This window comes from Mycobacterium sp. SMC-15 (assembly GCF_045310925.1).
GTDB lineage: Bacteria > Actinomycetota > Actinomycetes > Mycobacteriales > Mycobacteriaceae > Mycobacterium.
This window is the reverse complement of sequence record NZ_JBJIAJ010000002.1, coordinates 323,287-342,516: the sequence shown is the minus strand read 5'-3', so window position 1 is coordinate 342,516 and position 19,230 is coordinate 323,287. Positions and strand designations below refer to the sequence as shown.

Here is a 19,230-nt window from a genome sequence, read left to right as displayed (position 1 = left end):
GCTTTAGGGTCGCCAGCCGCGAGACTGCAGGGCCGCGCGCACCCGGGTTGTCACGTCACGGGGATGGTCTTCATTGATCACCCGGATATTGATCCAGCCCACGGCTTCCAGCCGGCGCTGACGCTGGTGGTCCTTGACGTACTGCGGACGGTCGGTGCGGTGCTGATCCCCGTCGTACTCGGCGGCCACCCGGTACTTCTCCCAGCCCAGGTCGAGGTAGGCGAACGGCGCATAGCTGCGGTCGCACACCGGGATCTGGGTGGTCGGAGTCGGCAGCCCCGCATCGACGAGGAGTAGCCGCAGCCAGGTCTCCTTGGGTGAGGCGGCGCCGGCGTCGACGAGCGGCAGCACCGTGCGCAGCCGGCGTAGACCCCGTGCGCCTTTGTGATGCTTGGCGATCAACAGCACGTCCTCGGTACTGAACGGGGTGGCCCGGGCCAGGGCATCGAGCCGGGCGAGCGCCCTGCCGCGGGGCAGGTGGCGGGCCAGGTCGTAGGCGGTGCGGGCCGAGGTGGTGACCCGCAATCCCCCGGCGTGGGTGATCTCGTCGTCACGCAGCGTCTCGTCGCGCACGATCAGGCCGGTTTGCGGGCGGATATCGGTCGCGATGAGCTCGACAGCGATGTTGTGGTCGACCCATTGGGCGCCATGCAGGGCAGACGCCGCGACCCCGGCGATCACTCCTTTGCGCCCGGCACTTAACCAAGCCGCCATCGTGCGGTCACGCAGCGTAGGAGTCGCGTCTTTGCTCAGGTAGGTCCCGCGGTAGAGGCGGCGATACCAACGCTGCAATTCGTGGCGGGTCAGGCGGCCGTCGGCGATCGCCTCGCTGGCGACAAAGACCTCTCCCATGGCGAGATGGTGCCAGCCCTCACCGACACGTCACCGAGACCGACGTTTTGCAGGGAAAGTGCGAGTAGAGATCTGCAAAACGTCGATTTCGCGGCATTAGGGGCTAGGCCATGGCGCGGCGGCCGGTGAAGGCCCGGCCCAAGGTCAGCTCGTCGGCGAACTCCAGGTCACCGCCCATCGGCAAACCGGACGCCAAACGCGTCACGCTGAGTCCGGGAATGTCGCGCAGCACCCGCACGAGGTAGGTGGCGGTGGCCTCGCCCTCGGTGTTGGGGTCGGTGGCGATGATCACCTCGCTGACGTCAACCCCGTCAATCCGTTCCCCGACCCGATTCAGCAGCTCACGCACCCGCAGTTGCTCGGGGCCGATCCCCGACAAGGGATCCAGCGCCCCGCCGAGCACGTGGTAGCGGCCCCGGAACTCCCGGGTGCGTTCGATGGCCGCGACGTCCTTGGGCTCCTCGACGACGCAGATCTGGGCGAAGTCGCGGCGCGGATCCCCGCAGATCCGGCAGCGTTGCGCGTCGGCGACGTTTCCGCACACCTCACAGAACTGCACCCCGTCGCGGACCTTGGTGAGCACCGCGGTGAGCCGGTCGATCTCCGGCGGCTCCACCGACAGCAGGTGAAACGCGATCCGCTGGGCGCTCTTGGGGCCGATGCCCGGCAGCTTGCCCAGCTCGTCGATCAGGTCCTGAACCGGACCCTCGAACACCTAGGCTCCCGGCATGCCGAGCGCACCGCCCATGCCGCCGGCCAGCGGCGAGAGCCGCTGCTGGGCCAGCGTGTGCGCCTTCTTCGAGGCGTCGGCGAGCGCTCCCACGAGCAGGTCCTGCAGGGTCTCGATGTCCTCGGGGTCGACGACCTTGGGGTCGATGTGCACCGCGAGCACCTCGCCGCTGCCGTTGGAGGTGACCTTGACCAGGCCTCCACCGGCCTCGCCGTGCACCTCGGTGACGGCCAGCTCCTGCTGCGCCTGCAGCAGTCGCTGCTGCATCTGCTGAGCCTGGGCCAGCAGCGCCGACATGTCGGGCGGGCCTCCTGGTTGCATGACACTCCCCTTGCGTTGTCGTGTGCGTGGTCTCGACTGGGTTGCGGCTTGGTTTCAGCTGCGAGACCCGGTGCGTGTGAGATTTCCAGCGTAGTCGGCCCCGGCCTACCTTGGCGGCGTGCGCGTACCAGTTCTTGTCCGTGTCGGTATCGCGATCACCACCGGCCTGGTGGTGGCCGCCGCGATACCGAGCGCCCCGCTGTCCTTCGCCGCCCCCACCAACATCGCCGGCATGATCGTGTTCCTCGACCCCGGACACAGCGGCGGGGGCGACCCCGCCGCGCTGTCACGCCAGGTGCCCAACGGCCGGGGCGGCACCAAGAACTGCCAGACCAGCGGCACCGCGACCAATTCCGGCTACCCCGAGCACAGCTTCACCTGGGACACCACACTGCGGATCCGCCAAGCCCTCAACTCCGCCGGGGTCCGCACCGCGATGTCGCGGGGTGACGACAACGGGCCGGCCCCGTGCATCGACGCACGCGCCGCGGCGGCCAATGCGCTGCACCCCAATGCCATCGTGTCCATCCACGCCGACGGCGGGCAGCCCGCCGGCCGCGGATTCCACGTCAACTACTCCGCACCGCCACTGAACCCGGCCCAAGAGGGCCCGGCAGTACGGTTCGCCCAGATCATGCGCAGCCAGTTGCAGGCCGCGGGCATTCCCCCGGCCAACTACATCGGCACCGACGGCTTGAAAGGGCGGGCCGACCTGGCCGGGCTGAACCTGGCCGAATACCCGTCGATCCTGGTCGAGCTGGGCAACATGAAAAACGCCACCGATGCGGGCCTGATGGAGAGTCCGGCGGGCCGCCAGCGCTACGCGGATGCGGTGGCGCGCGGCATCGCCAGTTTCCTGAGTAGTCAGACTCAGCTGCCCTGACCCGCTGCGCGGTGCGTGCAGATCCGCCGATCCGCCGTTAGCGTGGGAGGTGATGTCCGTTCGGCCGGCCGATACACCGACATCCCACGCGCGGGGGGTGCAGCTCCTGCTGGACAGCTACCGGAACATCCCCGCCGACGAATCGGTCCGGTTGGCCAAGCCCACCTCCAACCTGTTTCGGGCGCGCGCGAAGCGCCAGGCACCCGGTCTGGACACCTCGGGCCTGGTCAGCGTCATCGCCGTCGACCCGGAGAACCGCACCGCCGACGTCGACGGCATGTGCACTTACGAGGATCTGGTCGCCGCCACCCTCCCGTACGGCCTGGCGCCGTTGGTGGTCCCGCAGCTCAAGACGATCACGGTGGGCGGCGCGGTCAGTGGCCTGGGAATCGAGTCGGCATCGTTCCGCAATGGGCTTCCGCACGAGTCGGTGCTGGAGATGGACGTGCTCACCGGCAGCGGCGAACTGCTGACGGTATCGCGCGACCGGCATGAAGACCTGTTTCATGCGTTTCCGAATTCCTATGGCACGCTGGGATATTCGACGCGACTGCGGATCGAGCTGGAAGCCGTCAAGCCGTTCGTCGCGTTGCGGCACATCCGATTCGATTCCCTCGACGAGCTGGTGTCGGCGATGGATCGCATCATCGACACCGGCGGGCTCGAGGGCGTTCCGGTGGATTACCTCGACGGGGTGGTGTTCAGCCCCCGGGAGAGCTACCTGTGTGTCGGTATCGCGACCGATTCTCCCGGTGCCGTCAGCGACTACACCGGCCAGCAGATCTACTACCGCTCGATCCGGCATGCGCACGGGATCAAAGACGACCGGCTGACCATCCACGATTACCTGTGGCGCTGGGACACCGACTGGTTCTGGTGCTCGCGCGCGTTCGGGGCACAGCGCCCCCTGGTGCGACGGTGGTGGCCGCGGCGCTACCGGCGCAGCAGTGTCTATTCGAAGCTGATCGCCTACGACCAGCGCTTCGCGATCGCCGACCGGATCGAGAAACGGAATCACCGCCCGCCACGTGAGCGCGTGGTGCAAGACATCGAAGTCCCGCTGGAGCACTGCCGGCAGTTCCTGGACTGGTTCTTCGCCCACGTGCCGATCGAGCCGGTGTGGTTATGCCCGCTGCGGCTGCGCGGTGACGAGGAGTGGCCGCTGTACCCGATCCGGTCCAACCGCACCTACGTCAACGTCGGGTTCTGGTCGTCGGTCCCGGCCGGAGCCACCGAGGGGGCCACCAATCGCCTGATCGAGGCCAAGGCGAGCGAGCTGAATGGCCACAAGTCGCTGTACTCCGACTCTTACTACACCGCCGCGGAGTTTGACGAGCTCTACGGCGGTGAAACCTATCGGCGGATCAAGAAGATTTACGACCCCGACTCGCGGCTACTGGACCTCTACGCCAAGGCGGTGCGACGACGATGACGATCGACAGCGCGCAGGTACGCACTCCGACCGGCAGGATGAGCCTGGCCCAGGTGCTGGAGACCCTGTCCACCGACGGACACCTGCCGCTGCGCTTCACCGCCTACGACGGCAGCAGCACCGGACCCGACGACGCGCCCCTGGGCCTGGACCTGCTGACCCCGCGCGGCACCACCTATCTGGCCACCGCTCCGGGCGACTTGGGGATGGCCCGCGCCTACATCGCCGGCGACCTGGGGCTGCACGGCGTGCACCCCGGGGATCCCTATCTGCTGCTCAAGGCCCTCGCCGACGAGCTGCACTTCAAGCGGCCCTCGCCGAGAGTGCTGGCCAACATCGTGCGCTCGATCGGGATCGAACATCTGGTGCCGATCGCCCCGCCACCCCAAGAGGCACTGCCCCGGTGGCGGCGGATCGCGGAAGGCTTACGGCACAGCAAGTCTCGGGATGCCGAGGCGATTCACCACCACTACGACGTGTCCAACGACTTCTACGAATGGGTGCTGGGGCCGTCGATGACCTACACCTGCGCGGTCTACCCGTCGCCGGATGCGACGCTGGAGCAGGCCCAGGAGAACAAGTACCGGCTGATCTTCGACAAGCTGCGGCTGCGCCCCGGCGACCTGCTGCTCGACGTGGGCTGCGGCTGGGGTGGCATGGTGCGCTACGCGGCGCGGCACGGGGTGCGCGCCATCGGTGCGACACTGTCGGCCGAGCAGGCCCAGTGGGCACAGCGCGCGATCGCCGACGCCGGCCTGGCCGACCGGGCCGAGGTGCGGCACTGCGATTACCGCGACGTCGGCGAATCCGGATTCGACGCGGTCTCCTCGATCGGGATGACCGAACACATCGGCGTGGCCAACTACCCCGCCTATTTCGAGTTCCTCAAGTCCAAGCTGCGGCCCGGCGGCCTCCTGCTCAACCACTGCATCACCCGGGCGGACAACAAATCCAGTGCGACCGCCGGCGATTTCATCGACCGCTACGTGTTCCCCGACGGGGAGCTGGCCGGATCAGGCCGCATCATCAGCGAGATCCAGGACGCCGGCCTGGAGGTGCTGCACACCGAGAACTTGCGCAACCACTACGAGCTGACGCTGCGCGATTGGTGTGCCAATCTGGTAGCGCGCTGGGACGACGCCGTCGCCGAAGTCGGGCTGGCCACCGCCAAGGTGTGGGGTCTGTACATGGCAGGTTCCCGGCTGGGCTTCGAGCACAACGTGATTCAGCTTCATCACGCGCTGGCGACCAACGGCGGCGACGGTGCCGGTCTGCCGCTGCGGCCGTGGTGGCGGGCCTAACGGCGGGCGAAGGCCGGGGCACGCTCGGGGCGCACCCCCACACCGACCAGGTAGGCCGGAATCGCCGAGAGCCAGGGCAACCTGGCGAACAACGTGCCCGCACTCGCCGGCGGGCTCAGGTTCTCGCCGCGCAGGATCGGGTTGAGCGCCCGGTGCGCCGCCCGCTGCACCGATTGGGTGACGACGGTGGGCAGCTCCCGACGTCGCTGTACGGCGGCCAGATCCCGGCGGGTCACCCGCCCTTGCCGTAGCGGCTCGGCCAGGATGGTCGCGGCGGCCACCGCATCCTGCACCGCCAGATTGATGCCCACACCACCCACCGGCGACATGGCATGCGCTGCGTCGCCGATGCACAGCAGCCCGTCAATACTCCAGTGCCGCAACCGATTCACCCGCACGTCAAGATGTTTGACGTCGTCCAGCGTCCGGAGCGCCTCCACCGAATCCGCGGCCTCGGGAATGAGCTCGACCACGTCGCGGCGGAACGCCTCGATACCGCGCGCCCGCTTGTCCGCGTCGGTGCCTTTGCGCCCCAGGTAGGCGACCTGGAAGTAACTGTCGCGCGGAATCATGATCGCGGCCCGGCCCGGCCCGAGCCGGGGCAACAGGGTGGGCTGGGCGGCGCGGTCGTTCGGCAGCCGGAACCACCACACATCGAAGTTCACCGGAAACTCGCGCGAGTGCAAGCCGGCCTCGTGCCGTGCGACAGACCAGCGCCCGTCACAGGCGACCGTGAGGTCGGCGCGCAGTTCACCGGTGCCGTCGGCGTCGCGGTAGCGCACTCCGGCCACCCGACCGTCTTCGTGCAGCAGCCCGGTGACCTCGGTCTGCATCCGCAAGCTGAACGTCGGCTCGGTCTGCGCGGACTCGGCGAGCAGGTTGAGCAGGTCCCACTGCGGCACCATCGCGACGTAGGGGTGCGGCTGGCGGCGCAACCGGCCGAAGTCGACCACCGTGACGTCGTGCCCGGCCACGTCCAGGCTGACCTGGTGGATCTCGCTGTGCGCCAGCGTCGTAAAGCGCTCCCAGAGCCCGAGCTCGTCGAGGAGTCGCAAGGTGGTGGGATGCACAGTGTCGCCACGGAAGTCACGCAGGAAGTCGGCGTGCTTCTCCAGCAGCGTCACCTGCACACCGGCCCGGGCCAGCAATAACCCGAGAACCATGCCTGCCGGTCCACCACCGACGATCGCGCAGGTGGTTGTTTCGGTCATCTCGCCCATTGCGGTGCAACGTTACGCGTGTTTGAGGTGGCGCCCGGGCGGTTATCCGCATCTCGACAAGGGGGGTTTCATCATGACGGCCAAAACACTCATCAGAAGCACGAACACCACCGCGAACGGCAAGCTGGGGCTGGCCGAGATTCTGGTGCTACTGGCCGGCGGGGGGCAGCCGCCGCTGAAGATCTCCGCCTACGACGGCAGCACTGCCGGCCCCGATGACGCAGAACTGGGAGTCGATCTGCTGAATCCGCGCGCCACCGCGTATCTGGCCACCTCACTGGGCCAACTCGGCATAGCCCGGGCCTACGTGTCGGGTGACCTGGAACTGCGTGGTGTCCATCCGGGAAATCCCTACGAGGTGCTCAACGCCATGGCGGACCTCGAGTTCAAGCACCCGTCGCCGCGCGATATGGCCAACATCGTCCGCTCCATCGGACTGAGGAATCTCAAGCCGATCGCGCCGCCTCCGGAGGAGGCGCCACCCAAATGGCGACGCACCGCCAGCGGGCTGCGGCACAGCAAGTCTCGGGACGCGGACGCGATTCATCACCACTACGACGTGTCGAACACCTTCTACGAGTGGGTGCTGGGCCCGTCGATGACCTACACCTGTGCGATCTACCCGACCGCCGACGCGACGCTGGAAGAAGCCCAGGAGAACAAATACCGGCTGATCTTCGACAAGCTGCGCCTCAAGCCCGGAGATCGCCTGCTTGACGTCGGCTGCGGCTGGGGCGGCATGGTGCGCTACGCCGCGCGCCGCGGGGTGCACGCGCTCGGAGCCACCCTGGCGGCCGAGCAGGTCGCCTGGGCGCAGCAGGCGATCGCCGATGAAGGGCTCTCCGAGTTCGCCGAAGTCCGGCACTGCGACTACCGGGACGTGCGGGAGACCGAGTTCGACGCCGTCTCGTCGATCGGAATGACTGAGCACATCGGGGTGAAGAACTACCCGTCCTACTTCCGTTTCCTCAAATCGAAACTGCGCACCGGTGGTCTGCTGCTCAACCACTGCATCACAACGGCGGACAATTCGATCTACAAGGGCGATCCATTCACCGACCGATACGTCTTCCCCGACGGGGAGATCACCGGCGTGGGAACCATCACCGCCGAGATCCAGCAGACCGGTCTCGAGGTCCTGCACGAGGAGGACTTCCGGCTCCACTACGCCAAGACGCTGCGCGGCTGGTGCCAGAACCTGGTGGACCACTGGGACGAGGCCGTCGCCGAAGTCGGCCTGGGCCGCGCCAAGGTGTGGGGTCTGTACATGGCGGCGGCGGTAATCGGCTTCGAGCGCAACCAATGTCAGTTACACCACGTGCTGGCCGGCAACGTCGACAAGCAGGGTGGCGATGGGGGCCTGCCGCTGCGGCCCTGGTGGACCCCCTAGAAAAACCAGCCTTCAGTCGCCTCTGATCGGGCGGGCGCCCAGCTCGTTCTGCAACAACTCCAGGGCCACTTCTTCGGGGTCGCGGCGGGGTGGGGCGTCAGAACCGGCGTCCACAGCAGCCTCGGCCAGCATGGCCTCCTCGTCGGCACGCCGCGCCGATTCCACATCGACGGCAGCGGGCGCAGCCGAGGGGCCCGCTTCCGGGGCGGGTCCGCCGGCCTCGCAGCGCACCCGCCAGTTCACCCCGAGGGCATCCTTGAGCGCCTCGACGATGACGTCGGCGTTGCGTTGCTCCGAAAGCCGCCGGGCCAGCGGGGCCGACTCGTGACTGAGCACCAGGGTGTTGCCGTCCACGGTGCGCACCGTGGCGCCGGCCAGCATCACCTCGGTGGTGCGGCTGCGCTGACGAACCTTGTCGCGCACCGTGGTCCACATCGCGCGCACGGCGGCGGCATCGGGCTCGCCCGGGGTCACCGCCGCAGCGGGTGCGGGCGGCGCCGGCGGCACGGGTTCAGGCTCGGGTTGCGGCGTCGGCGCCGGCACGGGTGGCGCAGCGAGCTCGGGTTCGGGCACTGCCACCGCGGGTGCCGGCACCGGCTCGGGAGTGGGGGCCGCGGCGGGCACCGGCGCAGGCTCGGGCGCGGGCGCGGGCTCAGCTGCCCGGGCAGAGCGGCGGGTGAACTGCTTGCCGGCTGACGCGGCGGGTGCCGCTGGGGCGGCTGCTGGGACGGCAGCGGCCGGAGCCGGCGAGCTCGCGGTGGGAGCGGCGCCGGTTCGCGCGGGCGCCGACGGGATCGACATGTCGAGCCGGCCCTCAATGCGCTCAATCCGTTGCAGCAGTGCGGCTTCGGTGTCGGCGGCCGAGGGCAACAGCAGCCGGGCGCACACCACCTCCAGCAGCAGCCGCGGCGCGGTAGCACCACGCATCTCACCGAGGCCGGCATGCACCACCTCGGCATAGCGGGCCAGGGTGGCCGGACCCAGCCGGGCGGCCTGGTCATGCATCCGCTCCAGCATGTCCTCCGGCGCGTCGACCACACCCTTGGCGACCGCGTCCGGGACCGCCTGCAGCACGATCAGGTCCCGGAACCGCTCCAGCAGGTCGATGGCGAACCGGCGCGGGTCATGGCCGGCGTCGACGACTGCCTCGACCGCACCGAACAGCGATGCGGCGTCCCCAGCTGCCAGGGCGTCGACCGCCTCATCGATCAGGGCAACATCGGTGGCCCCCAACAGGCCCAGCGCCCGCTGATAGTGGACGTGGTCAATGCCGGTGTCGTCCTTCTCCGAGCCGGCCAGCAACTGGTCGAGCACCGAGAGGGTGTCGCGCGGCGAGCCGCCACCTGCCCGGATCACCAGCGGATAGACCGCGTCGTCGACGGCGACATGCTCCTGCTCGCAGATCCGGCCGATCAACTCCCGCATGGTCCGCGGGGCAAGCAGGCGGAACGGATAGTGGTGGGTGCGCGACCGGATGGTCGGCAGCACCTTCTCCGGCTCGGTGGTGGCGAACACGAAGATCAGGTGGTCGGGCGGCTCCTCGACGATCTTGAGCAGCGCGTTGAAGCCCGCGGTGGTCACCATGTGCGCCTCGTCGATGATGAAGATCCGGTAGCGCGACTGGGCGGGGGCGTAGAAGGCGCGATCGCGCAGATCGCGGGTGTCGTCGACGCCGCCGTGACTGGCCGCGTCGAGTTCGACGACGTCGATGCTGCCCGGACCGTTGGGGGCCAATGCCACGCACGAGTCGCACGTTCCGCACGGCGTCGGGGTGGGCCCCTGCGCACAGTTCAGCGACCTGGCCAGGATGCGCGCCGACGACGTCTTGCCGCAGCCGCGTGGCCCGGAGAACAGGTAGGCGTGGTTGATCCGGTTCGCCGACAAGGCGGTGCACAGGGGTTCGGTGACGTGCTCCTGCCCCACCACTTCGGCGAAGGTTGCCGGTCGGTATTTGCGGTAGAGCGCCACGCAAGGGAGGTTACTTGCTCGGCCCGACGACGGTGCAGGCCCGCCAGGACAAGCGCTACGGCTTCGGGCGCAGATACCCCAGCGTGTTCCACATCGGGCTGAAGTCACGCTGGTTGAGCGTGACGAACAACCGGCCGCCGGCGTTCTGGTCGGCGGTCTGATAGCTCAGCAGCGGGCCGTGGCCGCGGACGTCGGTGACGACCGCGGCGTGCCCGTGCTCACTGACGTAACCGCCGGGGTCGTAGACCACGATGTCGCCGACCCGCGGCTCGTTCAGGCCGCCGTCGAACGGCACCTGGTCGAAGTACCGGCTCAGGCCGTTGGTGGGGAAATGGTGGTAGAGGTCGGAGACGTTGCCGCTGGGATCGGTGTTGCGCCACCAGCCCAGCGACTGAATGTAGTGCTCGACGAGCGGGTAGCACTGGCCGTCGCCGTAGACCACCGGATTGCCCAGTGCGGCCTCGGCGGCGTCGTGCCGGAAGAGGTCGAGCTCCTCAGCCGCCCTGGGCGGCAAGGCCTCGACTTGCTCGGGCGCGGCAGCTGGAGCCGGCACCGGCTTCGGGTCGACGGGCGGACCCGGCAGTGCGAACGCTGCCGGTACCGGGCCCAGCACCACGAAAGCTGCCGCCACCACCGCGCAGCCCCAGACTCTGGACATCTCAGCCCAGCAGCTGCTCGGCAGCGGCCAGCAGCGCACAGGTGGCCAGTCCGTCGACGGCGTCGCGCAGGTCCTCGGTGGACGGGAACGACGGGGCGATCCGGATGTTCTTGTCCTCGGGGTCCTTGCGGTACGGGAACGACGCACCGGCCTCGGTGACCGCGATGCCGGCGTCCTTGGCCAGCGCGACGGTGCGACGCGCGGTACCCGGCCAGACATCCAGGCTGATGAAGTAGCCGCCCTTGGGGTCGGTCCACGACGCGATCTTGGAGTCCCCGAGGCGACGCTCCAGGATTTCGGCGGCCAGCTCGAACTTGGGCGCCAAGATCTCCTGATGACGGCGCATGTGCAGCCGCACCCCGTCGGCGTCGCCGAAGAACCGCAGGTGACGCAGCTGGTTGACCTTGTCCGGGCCGATCGAGCGCTTCCCGGCGTACTGCAGGTACCAGGCGATGTTGCCCAGCGAGCCGCCGAAGAAGCTGACACCCGCACCGGCGAAGGTGATCTTCGAGGTCGAGGCGAACACGTACGGCCGGTTCGGATTGCCCGCGGCCGCGGCCAGCCCCAGCACGTCGATCTGGTGGGGGAACTCGGTGGTCAGGGTGTGCACCGCGTAGGCGTTGTCCCAGAACAGCCGGAAGTCGGGAGCGGCGGTCTTCATCTGCACCAGCCGGCGCACGGTCTCCCAGGAGTAGGTGATGCCGGTCGGGTTGCCGAACACCGGCACGGTCCACATGCCCTTGATGGCCGGGTCGGCGGCGACGAGCTCTTCGATCAGGTCGACGTCCGGACCGTCCTCGCGCATCGGGACACCGATCATCTCGATGCCCAGGGTCTCGGTGATCGCGAAGTGCCGGTCATAGCCGGGCACCGGGCACAGGAACTTGACGGCCGGCTCCTGGCTCCAGGGCCGCGGTGAGTCCACGCCGCCGTGCAGCATCGAGTAGACGACGACGTCGTGCATGAACTCGAGGCTGGCGTTGTTGCCGGCGATCAGGTTGGGCACCGCGATGCCGAGGAGCTCCCCGAAGATGGACCGCAGCTCGGGCAGACCGTGCAGGCCGCCGTAGTTGCGGGTGTCGGTGCCGTCGTCGGCGCGGTAGTCGTCGGGGCCGGGCAGGGCCAGCAGGCCGTTGGCCAGGTCGAGCTGCTCGGGCGCCGGCTTGCCGCGGGTCAGGTCCAGTGACAGTTTCTTGGCCTGCAGCTCGGCGTAGTCCCGCTGGTAGCGCTCATATTGCGCGGTCAGGTCGGCACGGTTGAGGGTATGCAGCGACACGACGACCCTTTCAAGTCCCTTATCAAGCGCGATCCGCCGGCGAAGGCCCGACATATAAGGGGACCCCGCGCACCCGCCAGAGCCCATTGACCCTTGCTGCCTTCCGGCCCTGGGGGAGTTCACAGGATGGACGCCGCGCGGGGTCCAGGGGCAAGTCTAGCGGTCCAGCAGAGCGCGGCGACGCGGGGCGGGAACCCGACTGGAAGAGCAGTGCGCAGGCCCGCCGAGGGACTCAGTTACCATTGCCGACGGAGGATTCGCCTAGTGGCCTATGGCGCTCGCCTGGAACGCGGGTTGGGTTAATAGCCCTCAGGGGTTCAAATCCCCTATCCTCCGCACCCGATTCAGGTGCGGCCGGACCGAAAGATCGAGGTCCGGTCGCACCTGAATCACTAGCTGACGAGCATGGGAGGTGGCGTGAGTCGTACCGTCGCCACGATTTGGCACGCGTCGCTCTCGACCCTCGCCGCCATTCTGTATTTCCTCTTTGTCCTGCCGCGATGGTGGGAGCTGACCGGCTTCAGTCCGCATGTGCTGGGCACCGTGATGCGAGTCATCCTCGGACTGCTGGTCGGGGCAACGGCCCTGCCGGTGGCGGCGGTCTTGAAGCAGGCCCGCAAGCCCGAGTACGGCACCCCGCAGCTGGCGCTGTCGCTGTTGACCGGCTCGATCGTGGCGCACCTGGTGGCCGGAGCGTTGATCGCGGGCACCGCGGTCAGCGAGATCTGGTTGTCGCTGGACAGCTTCGGAATGTGGCTGTTCGGGATTTACGGGGCCGCGGCCGCGATCGCCCTGTTGGGAATCGGCGCGTTCTACCTGGCGTTCGTCGCCGAGATGCCGCCACCGCCGCCCAAACCGATCAAGCCCAAGGCCGAAAAGCAGCCCAAGAAAGAGCGCCGGCGGGGCAAGAAGTCCGGCGACGCGAAGGCCGAAGACTCCGAGGCCGACGACGACGAGGACACTGACGAGGCCGACGACGACGTGGCCGACGAGGACGCTGACGAGGCGCCGGACGCTGACGACGCCGAGACCGAAGCCGACGACGAAGCCGAGTCGGCGGGCGAGGACGCGGACGAGCCGGCATCGACCGACGAGAACAAGCTGCGCCCCACCGGCAAGCGCCGGGCGAAAAAGAGCCAGTAGCCCAACCCGGCCCGACTACCCTGTGCGCTATGGCCGAGAACCTCGGTGCTTTCGCGGATGCGGCGCGCGCGCGTGAAGACCTGCTGGCGAACCGGCTGGCGGCATCGGTAGCGGCCGACAAAGAGCTCCAGTCGGTCCTGCAGCAGGCCGTGCGGCACAGCGTGAGTTCGCGGCAACGCCTCGACGCCATCGAGGCCGAGATCCGCGAATCGGCAGCCAGCTGGCCGGGCCTGGACACCCCCACCGGTTCCCGCCAATTCCAGCGATTCCTGACCGCCAAGACTCGCGAGATCCACCGGGTGGTCTCCGAGGCCGCCGCCGACAGTCGGCAGCGGGCTCAGCTGGTGCAGACCCTGACCAACCACTACAAGCTGGGCGGCGGCGAGGACGGGCAGGACCCACATATCCGGCTGGTGGACAACACGATTCCCGCCGACGGCCAGCAGCCGCACGACCCCACCATCGCCGGCGTGGGCAGCCCGCCCATGCCGGAGAAGCAGGACGGTGCACCGTATGACCTGGGGGCGACCATCCCGGGCACCGGCATCGTCATCACCGGCGATCCGGAGAGCGGCCACCCCCGCATACACATCCCCGGCAAGCCCGACATCGACAACCCGTTCCCTGTCGACGACGGTTTCCGGGCACTGCCGACCGGCACCGCCGTCGGCCCCGACGGTCAGCAATACGCGTTCTACAGTGTGCGGCCCTACGGACTCGGCACCTCACCGGACAACTACATCGCGCCGGAGTCGCGGGTACAGAATCTGGCCGACCCGGCAACGGATTTGGGACCGCTGCTGGGCACCCCGCTCGGTTCGGACACCAAGGTGGGCATCTCCCAGGCCAGCGGCGTCTACGACCCGGCATCCGGAACCATGGTCATCGTCGGGAACGTCGGCCAGGACGGTCAGCGCGCCCTGTGGCAGTCGGCCCCGGTCGTCGCCGGTGATCCGCCGAACGCCTGGATGAACAGCCTGCACGAGGTCGGTACCTTCAACAACCTCGGTCCCGGCAACCGGGAGAACCAGATCGTGTCTCTGCCCCAGGGCGGGTATCTGTTGACCAGCGCAAGCGACGACCATCAGGTCATGGGCGTGGCCGCGGGTACCCCCCAGGGCCTGCTCCAGGCTCCCGCACAGGACCTCACCGGCCCCGGATTCATACCGAGCCCCGGCAACCAGCCGGCCGTGCCGTATGGGCCGAGCATCGTCAACGTCGAGACGCTTCCCAACGGGCAAGAGCAGGTGACCATGCGGGTCAGCACGTGGCCGACACCGGAGGGCTGGCCGGTCGGGCCAGATGCCCCACCACCGCCCTATCACCCGCGGACCTACACGACCACCTTCAACATCGACCCGTAGCGCAGCCGGGGCCTTGGCAGCGTCAGAACGCCGAACTGCCCGACGGGCTCAGCACGAACCCGTGATGCCCCAGCGAGGTGTCCAGGCAGGCGACGAGCTGGTCGGTGCCCACTGCGCAGGTGACATTGCCGTAGGTCAGCTTCTGCCCTACGCCCAGGAAGGCCCCGTTGGAGAATTGGCGGCCGCACCCGGTCGATTCGCGGTTCAGCCGCAGGCCCGCCGCGCCCTGGGAGCGCACCGTCCCGATCACACAACCGCCCGCCACCGGGGCGCCCGAGCCGAGCGGCGCGTTGGCCAGGCCCGGCATGTCGCCGTCGCACATGATGGCCTGCGATGATCCCGCCGGCGGATCGATGGCGTCGAATTGGCAGGCGACGTTGTAGGGCGTGGAAAAATTCACCCAGCGCCCCGGCCCCTTCGGGCCCGTCGAGATGTAGTTGTCCACCGGGGCGGCGGTGAAGTCGTCAAAGTTGGGGAACCCCGCAGGTTGAGCACCCGCAGGAGATCCCGGAGCCCCGAGGAGCAAGCCGCCCGCCGCGCCGGCGACGAGCAGAACCCGCATGACTCGACGGATGGAACCGCTCATCGCCTCTCCTGTTACGGCTTGGGGGCCCAGTCCCACACCGACATGTCGTCGCGCGGGTACTGGCTGCAGGCCTCGGTCGACTTGGCGACGACGCCCTTGTTGTTGAAGAAGATCTTGGCGTGGTTGGGCCACGACACCGTCACCGGGTCGGCGAAGTTGGTCGCCAGTTCCTCGGAGTAGGCCCGGCGCTGCTCGGGGTTCAGCGAGAAGAACCAGTGCATCTTGTCGATGGCAGCCTGCTGCACCTGCACCGGCTTGTTGTGCATGTCGATCATGTAGCGCTCGTAGTAGATCGGCGACAGGTCACGACTGGCGGCCAGCATCTGCTCGGCGCTGCATTCGGTGCGGATCACCCGGCGTGGGATCGGGAAGTCGTCGGTCGCGTCGGCGGAGGCGGTGGCGGGCAACAGCACCGCGGCCGCTGCTGCACTTACCGCGGCAGCAGTCACGACGATGCCCCGCAGAAACGGGCGGTGCGTACGCATGGAGTCCACTGTAGCCATTCCCCCGGTCCTTTCACTCTGTCAGTTTTCGGACGCCGAACCCGACGGTGAGACCACTGAGTCGGGTGAAGCAGGTGAGGCGAATGCGCCAGCAAATGGCCGCTCAGCCATTCGAACTCAGTAAGCAATGCTACATAACTTTAGTCATGCTACCTAATTGGTTTTCTGGCCCCTGAGCATGCAATCGCTCACATCCGGCTACCGGTTGTGGGCCAGCTCCTGGGTGTCATCCCCCCGCGCGAGCGCGGCGGCTTCTCGGTGCCGGGCGGCTTTCCCGCCGACGTGCGGCAACACGTTGATCGGCCACCAGAACCAGCGCCCCAGCAGCGCCGCGATCGAGGGCGTCATGAACGATCGCACGATCAACGTGTCGAACATCAGGCCCAGCCCGATCGTGGTGCCGATCTGCCCGATGATGCGCAGGTCACTGACCGCCATCGACGTCATGGTGAAGGCAAACACCAGTCCGGCCGACGTCACCACCTTCCCGGTGCCGCCCATCGCCCGGATGATGCCGGTATGCAGCCCGGCGTGGATCTCCTCCTTGAACCGGGCTACCAGTAGCAGGTTGTAGTCGGAGCCCACCGCCAGCAGGATGATCACGCTCATCACCAGCACCAGCCAGTGCAGCTGCATGCCGATGAGGTACTGCCAGAACAGCACCGACAGCCCGAACGACGCGCCCAAGGACAGCGCCACGGTGCCGACGATCACCAGCGCGGCGATCAGGGCACGGGTGATCAGCAGCATGATGATGAAAATCAGGCACAACGAGGCGATTCCGGCGATCAACAGGTCATAGTTGGAGCCGTCGTGCATGTCCTTGAACAGCGACGCCGTGCCGCCGAGATAGATCTTGGCGTCTTCGAGCGGTGTGCCCTTGAGCGCCTCTTCGGCCGCGGTGCGGATCTTGTCGATGTGCGAAATACCTTCGGCCGTAGCCGGATTGCCGCGGTGCGAAATCATCATCCGGACGGCCTTGCCATCCGGAGAGATGAACATGTTCATCGCCCGCTTGAAGTCCGGGTTCTCGAACACCTCGGGCGGCAGGTAGAACGAATCGTCGTTCTTGGACTCGTCGAACGCCTTGCCCATCGCGGTGGCGTTGTCGCTCATCTCGTCCATCTGGGCGAAGATGCCGGACATGGTGCTGTGCATCGTCAGCATCATGGTCCGCATGGTCTCCATGGTGTCGATCATCGGCGGGAACGTGGTCAGCATCTGCGGCATGAGGGCGTCCATGTCAGCCATGTGCGCGATCATCTTGTCCATGCTCTCGCTCATCGGATCAACGCTGTCGACCATGTCGAACGCCGAGCGCAGCGAGAAGCAGATCGGGATGTCGTAGCAGTGCGGTTCCCAGTAGAAGTAATTGCGGATCGGCCGCCAGAAGTCTTCGAAATCGGCGATGTGGTCCCGGATCTCGTAGATCTGGGCCTGTAGGTCGTCCATGTCGACGACCATCGCGTGAGTGGTGGCGGCGAGTTGGCCCATGTAGCCCAGCATCTGGCGCATGGTGGCGATGGTCTGCTCCATGGCCTCGGCCTGGGTCAGCATGTCGTCCATGCGCTTCTTCTGGAACTGCATGGTCTGCAGCTGGCCGGCGTTCTGCATGCTGATCTGGAACGGGATCGAGGTGTGCTCCAGCGGGGTGCCCTGCGGGCGGGTGATCGCCTGCACCCGGGAGATCCCGACGACCTTGAACACCGACTTGGCCAGCTTGTCGATGATCAGGAAGTCCGACGGGTTACGCATGTCGTGATCGGACTCGATCAGCAGCACCTCGGGCATCATCCGGGACTGCGAGAAGTGCCGGTCCGCCGCGTTGAAGCCCTCATTGGCGGGGATGTCGGACGGAATGTATTTCCGGTCGTCATAGGCGGGTTGATATCCCGGCAGCGTCAGCAGGCCTACCGCCGCGACCGCCAGCGAGGCGACCAGAACCGGGCCGGGCCAGCGGACGATCACCGTGGCCACCCGCCGCCAGCCGCGGGTGCTGGTGGCGCGCTTGGGGTCGAACAGGCCGAACCGGCTACCGACGGTGATGAGCGCCGGGCCCAGCGTCAACGCCGCGGTGACCGAGATGAGCATGCCTACCGCGCACGGGATGCCCAGCGTGACGAAGTAGGGCATCCGAGTGAAGTGCAGGCAGAACACCGCCCCGGCGATGGTCAGGCCCGAGCCCAGGATGACGTGTGCGACGCCTTCAAAGGCCGTGTAGTACGCCGATTCCCGGTCTTCGCCGGCTTGACGGGCCTCGTGATAGCGGCCGATCAGGAAGATCGCGTAGTCGGTGCCGGCGGCGATCGCCAGCGAGACCAGCAGGTTGACGGCGAATGTCGTCAACCCGACCCAGTGGTGGTGGCCCATGAACGCCACCACGCCGCTGGCGGCGTTCAGTTCCATGTAGACCATGCCCAGCAGCAGCGCCACCGTGATGACCGACCGGTAGACGAGCAACAGCATGGTCAGGATCACCAAAATGGTGACCACCATCATCTTGAACATCGACTTGTCGCCGGCATGGTTCATGTCGGCGGCCAGTGCCGCGGTGCCGGTGACGTAGACGGTCAGCCCCGGCGGTGTCTGGACCGAGTCGACGATCTCGCGGACCGAGGCGATGGAGTCGTTCGCCGCCGCCTGGCCGATATTGCCCACCAGGTTCAACTGCACGTACGTGGCTCTGCCGTCGGCACTTTGGGCGCCGACGGCGGTCATCGGGTCGCCCCAGAAGTCCTGCACATGCTGGACGTGCGCGGTGTCGGCCTTGAGCTTCTCGACCACTTCGGCGTAGTACTCGTGCTCGGCGTCGCCCAGTTCGTGGTCGGCTTCGAGCACGATCATCGCGGTGCTGTCGGAGTCCGACTCCTTGAAGACCTTGCCCATCTCCGTCATGGCCTGCATGGAGGGGGCGTCTTTCGGACTCGCCGAAACGGCGTTCTGCTTGCCGACTTCTTCCAGCGGCGGAACGGTGGCGACCAGTACCGCGATCAGCGCCAACCACGCCAAGATGATCGGTATGGCGAACCGGCGGATGGTCCGTGCGATGAACGGTCGCTCCGGCTGTTCGCCGGCGCGAGGCGTGTTGGGCTGGCTCATGCCGCCTTCAGCAGGCAGAACGTGTAGGCGTTGACCTCGTTGGAGATCCGCTCGGCCTTCACTTCGCCGTCCACGATGATGCGGCAGCCGATGCTGTTGCTATTGCCTTGAGCCATGATGCTTCCCACCACCGCGGGGAGGGTGGTGACGATTTCGAGCTGCCACGGCAGGGTGACGTCCTGGACGCGTTGCGGTTCGGAGTTGACGTCGAAGTAGCTGATGTCGGCCACCGTCCCTGGCGGACCGAAGATTTCGTAGGTCAACCGCTTGGGGTTGAACGGTTTGGTCTCGTCGTTCTGGCCGTCTGAATAGGAGGGGCGCTTCTCAGAGCCGAACAGGCCGTGGATACGCGTCACGGTGAATGCGGCAACACAGACCACTGCCACTATGACGAGGGGTATCCACACCCGGCTCAATACCTTGAAAATCGAAGTCCCCTCACACCAGGAAGCTTTGGATACCCTAACCCACATCAACGTGCGTAAACGCACGCTACAGCACTCC

General features: G+C 67.4%; 17 protein-coding genes, 1 tRNA gene and 1 other RNA gene. 7 read left to right on the top strand and 12 right to left on the bottom strand.

Going from position 1 to position 19,230, the window contains the following annotated elements; translation table 11 throughout:
- Window positions 1-3: 3 nt before the first annotated feature.
- The 3 genes from ACJH71_RS04360 to ACJH71_RS04350 form a co-directional block, all read right to left on the bottom strand.
- Window positions 4-852 carry a DUF559 domain-containing protein gene (locus tag ACJH71_RS04360; RefSeq protein ID WP_406756808.1) on the bottom strand — a complete coding sequence of 283 codons (849 nt, stop codon included), beginning with the start codon at window positions 850-852 and terminating at the stop codon, window positions 4-6.
- Between the two features lie 103 nt (window positions 853-955).
- Window positions 956-1,567 carry a recombination mediator RecR gene (gene recR, locus ACJH71_RS04355; RefSeq protein ID WP_047319776.1) on the bottom strand — a complete coding sequence of 204 codons (612 nt, stop codon included), beginning with the start codon at window positions 1,565-1,567 and terminating at the stop codon, window positions 956-958.
- Complete coding sequence (locus tag ACJH71_RS04350; protein ID WP_406756807.1) at window positions 1,568-1,903, bottom strand: YbaB/EbfC family nucleoid-associated protein; 336 nt, start codon at window positions 1,901-1,903, stop codon at window positions 1,568-1,570. It lies immediately after the preceding gene.
- A 118-nt stretch (window positions 1,904-2,021) separates the two neighbouring features.
- Between ACJH71_RS04350 and ACJH71_RS04345 the strand changes: the two genes are divergently transcribed.
- From ACJH71_RS04345 to ACJH71_RS04335, 3 genes are read left to right on the top strand one after another with little or no spacing between them, the layout of a single operon-like run.
- The gene (locus ACJH71_RS04345; RefSeq protein WP_406756806.1) at window positions 2,022-2,786 is read left to right on the top strand and encodes an Rv3717 family N-acetylmuramoyl-L-alanine amidase; all 765 of its coding nucleotides are present in this window, start codon (window positions 2,022-2,024) and stop codon (window positions 2,784-2,786) included.
- A 52-nt stretch (window positions 2,787-2,838) separates the two neighbouring features.
- On the top strand, window positions 2,839-4,218 hold the full coding sequence (locus tag ACJH71_RS04340) for an FAD-binding oxidoreductase (protein ID WP_406756805.1): 1,380 nt from the start codon (window positions 2,839-2,841) through the stop codon (window positions 4,216-4,218).
- Between the two features lie 38 nt (window positions 4,219-4,256).
- Window positions 4,257-5,519 carry a class I SAM-dependent methyltransferase gene (locus tag ACJH71_RS04335; protein WP_406756919.1) on the top strand — a complete coding sequence of 421 codons (1,263 nt, stop codon included), beginning with the start codon at window positions 4,257-4,259 and terminating at the stop codon, window positions 5,517-5,519.
- On the opposite strand, the gene ACJH71_RS04330 is transcribed toward ACJH71_RS04335, so the two are convergent.
- Entirely contained in the window at window positions 5,516-6,730 is a 1,215-nt protein-coding gene (locus ACJH71_RS04330; RefSeq protein ID WP_406756804.1) for an FAD-dependent oxidoreductase, read from the bottom strand. The genes ACJH71_RS04335 and ACJH71_RS04330 overlap by 4 nt on opposite strands.
- 82 nt (window positions 6,731-6,812) lie before the next feature.
- On the opposite strand from ACJH71_RS04330, the gene ACJH71_RS04325 reads away from it, so the two are divergent.
- Window positions 6,813-8,129 (top strand): class I SAM-dependent methyltransferase, encoded by a 1,317-nt coding sequence (locus tag ACJH71_RS04325; RefSeq protein WP_406756803.1) that lies wholly within the window; start codon window positions 6,813-6,815, stop codon window positions 8,127-8,129.
- Window positions 8,130-8,141: 12 nt separating this feature from the next.
- Here ACJH71_RS04325 and ACJH71_RS04320 read toward each other — a convergent pair whose 3' ends face one another.
- From ACJH71_RS04320 to ffs, 4 genes are all read right to left on the bottom strand, one after another.
- The gene (locus ACJH71_RS04320) at window positions 8,142-10,097 is read right to left on the bottom strand and encodes a DNA polymerase III subunits gamma/tau (protein ID WP_406756802.1); all 1,956 of its coding nucleotides are present in this window, start codon (window positions 10,095-10,097) and stop codon (window positions 8,142-8,144) included.
- Between the two features lie 55 nt (window positions 10,098-10,152).
- Window positions 10,153-10,755 carry a CHAP domain-containing protein gene (locus ACJH71_RS04315; protein ID WP_406756801.1) on the bottom strand — a complete coding sequence of 201 codons (603 nt, stop codon included), beginning with the start codon at window positions 10,753-10,755 and terminating at the stop codon, window positions 10,153-10,155.
- Between the two features lies 1 nt (window position 10,756).
- A complete protein-coding gene (locus ACJH71_RS04310; RefSeq protein ID WP_406756800.1) occupies window positions 10,757-12,085 on the bottom strand; it encodes an aminotransferase class I/II-fold pyridoxal phosphate-dependent enzyme in 1,329 nt (442 codons plus the stop codon).
- Window positions 12,085-12,181: signal recognition particle sRNA small type (gene ffs, locus ACJH71_RS04305), an RNA gene on the bottom strand. Before ffs ends, ACJH71_RS04310 begins: the two co-directional genes overlap by 1 nt.
- Before the next feature lie 100 nt (window positions 12,182-12,281).
- Between ffs and ACJH71_RS04300 the strand changes: the two genes are divergently transcribed.
- The 3 genes from ACJH71_RS04300 to ACJH71_RS04290 all read left to right on the top strand — a co-directional run bounded on the left by ACJH71_RS04300 (window position 12,282) and on the right by ACJH71_RS04290 (window position 14,538).
- Window positions 12,282-12,367 (top strand) — tRNA-Ser (locus tag ACJH71_RS04300).
- A gap of 81 nt (window positions 12,368-12,448) precedes the next feature.
- A complete protein-coding gene (locus ACJH71_RS04295) occupies window positions 12,449-13,174 on the top strand; it encodes a hypothetical protein (RefSeq protein WP_406756799.1) in 726 nt (241 codons plus the stop codon).
- Between the two features lie 29 nt (window positions 13,175-13,203).
- Window positions 13,204-14,538, top strand: coding sequence for a DUF4226 domain-containing protein (locus ACJH71_RS04290; protein WP_406756798.1), 1,335 nt, complete (start codon window positions 13,204-13,206; stop codon window positions 14,536-14,538).
- 22 nt (window positions 14,539-14,560) lie between these two features.
- Here the strand turns inward: ACJH71_RS04290 and ACJH71_RS04285 are convergent, their stop codons facing one another.
- The 4 genes from ACJH71_RS04285 to ACJH71_RS04270 form a co-directional block, all read right to left on the bottom strand.
- Window positions 14,561-15,124: a hypothetical protein gene (locus ACJH71_RS04285; protein WP_406756797.1), complete on the bottom strand. Its 564-nt coding sequence runs from the start codon at window positions 15,122-15,124 to the stop codon at window positions 14,561-14,563.
- 11 nt (window positions 15,125-15,135) lie between these two features.
- A complete protein-coding gene (locus ACJH71_RS04280) occupies window positions 15,136-15,609 on the bottom strand; it encodes a DUF5078 domain-containing protein (RefSeq protein WP_406756796.1) in 474 nt (157 codons plus the stop codon).
- Between the two features lie 216 nt (window positions 15,610-15,825).
- On the bottom strand, window positions 15,826-18,726 hold the full coding sequence (locus ACJH71_RS04275; RefSeq protein ID WP_406756795.1) for an RND family transporter: 2,901 nt from the start codon (window positions 18,724-18,726) through the stop codon (window positions 15,826-15,828).
- On the bottom strand, window positions 18,723-19,199 hold the full coding sequence (locus tag ACJH71_RS04270) for an MmpS family protein (protein ID WP_406756918.1): 477 nt from the start codon (window positions 19,197-19,199) through the stop codon (window positions 18,723-18,725). Before ACJH71_RS04270 ends, ACJH71_RS04275 begins: the two co-directional genes overlap by 4 nt.
- Window positions 19,200-19,230 lie beyond the last annotated feature (31 nt).

Bases quoted from the DNA above. Each gene is read 5' to 3' on its own strand.
- ACJH71_RS04360 (WP_406756808.1), bottom strand. From the start codon at position 852: ATGGGAGAGGTCTTTGTCGCCAGCGAGGCGATCGCCGACGGCCGCCTG.
- ACJH71_RS04350 (WP_406756807.1), bottom strand. From the start codon at position 1,903: ATGCAACCAGGAGGCCCGCCCGACATGTCGGCGCTGCTGGCCCAGGCT.
- ACJH71_RS04340 (WP_406756805.1), top strand. From the start codon at position 2,839: ATGTCCGTTCGGCCGGCCGATACACCGACATCCCACGCGCGGGGGGTG.
- ACJH71_RS04335 (WP_406756919.1), top strand. From the start codon at position 4,257: ATGAGCCTGGCCCAGGTGCTGGAGACCCTGTCCACCGACGGACACCTG.
- ACJH71_RS04330 (WP_406756804.1), bottom strand. From the start codon at position 6,730: ATGACCGAAACAACCACCTGCGCGATCGTCGGTGGTGGACCGGCAGGC.
- ACJH71_RS04325 (WP_406756803.1), top strand. From the start codon at position 6,813: ATGACGGCCAAAACACTCATCAGAAGCACGAACACCACCGCGAACGGC.
- ACJH71_RS04315 (WP_406756801.1), bottom strand. From the start codon at position 10,755: ATGTCCAGAGTCTGGGGCTGCGCGGTGGTGGCGGCAGCTTTCGTGGTG.
- ACJH71_RS04310 (WP_406756800.1), bottom strand. From the start codon at position 12,085: ATGTCGGGCCTTCGCCGGCGGATCGCGCTTGATAAGGGACTTGAAAGG.
- ACJH71_RS04290 (WP_406756798.1), top strand. From the start codon at position 13,204: ATGGCCGAGAACCTCGGTGCTTTCGCGGATGCGGCGCGCGCGCGTGAA.
- ACJH71_RS04285 (WP_406756797.1), bottom strand. From the start codon at position 15,124: ATGAGCGGTTCCATCCGTCGAGTCATGCGGGTTCTGCTCGTCGCCGGC.
- ACJH71_RS04280 (WP_406756796.1), bottom strand. From the start codon at position 15,609: ATGCGTACGCACCGCCCGTTTCTGCGGGGCATCGTCGTGACTGCTGCC.
- ACJH71_RS04275 (WP_406756795.1), bottom strand. From the start codon at position 18,726: ATGAGCCAGCCCAACACGCCTCGCGCCGGCGAACAGCCGGAGCGACCG.
- ACJH71_RS04270 (WP_406756918.1), bottom strand. From the start codon at position 19,199: ATGTGGGTTAGGGTATCCAAAGCTTCCTGGTGTGAGGGGACTTCGATT.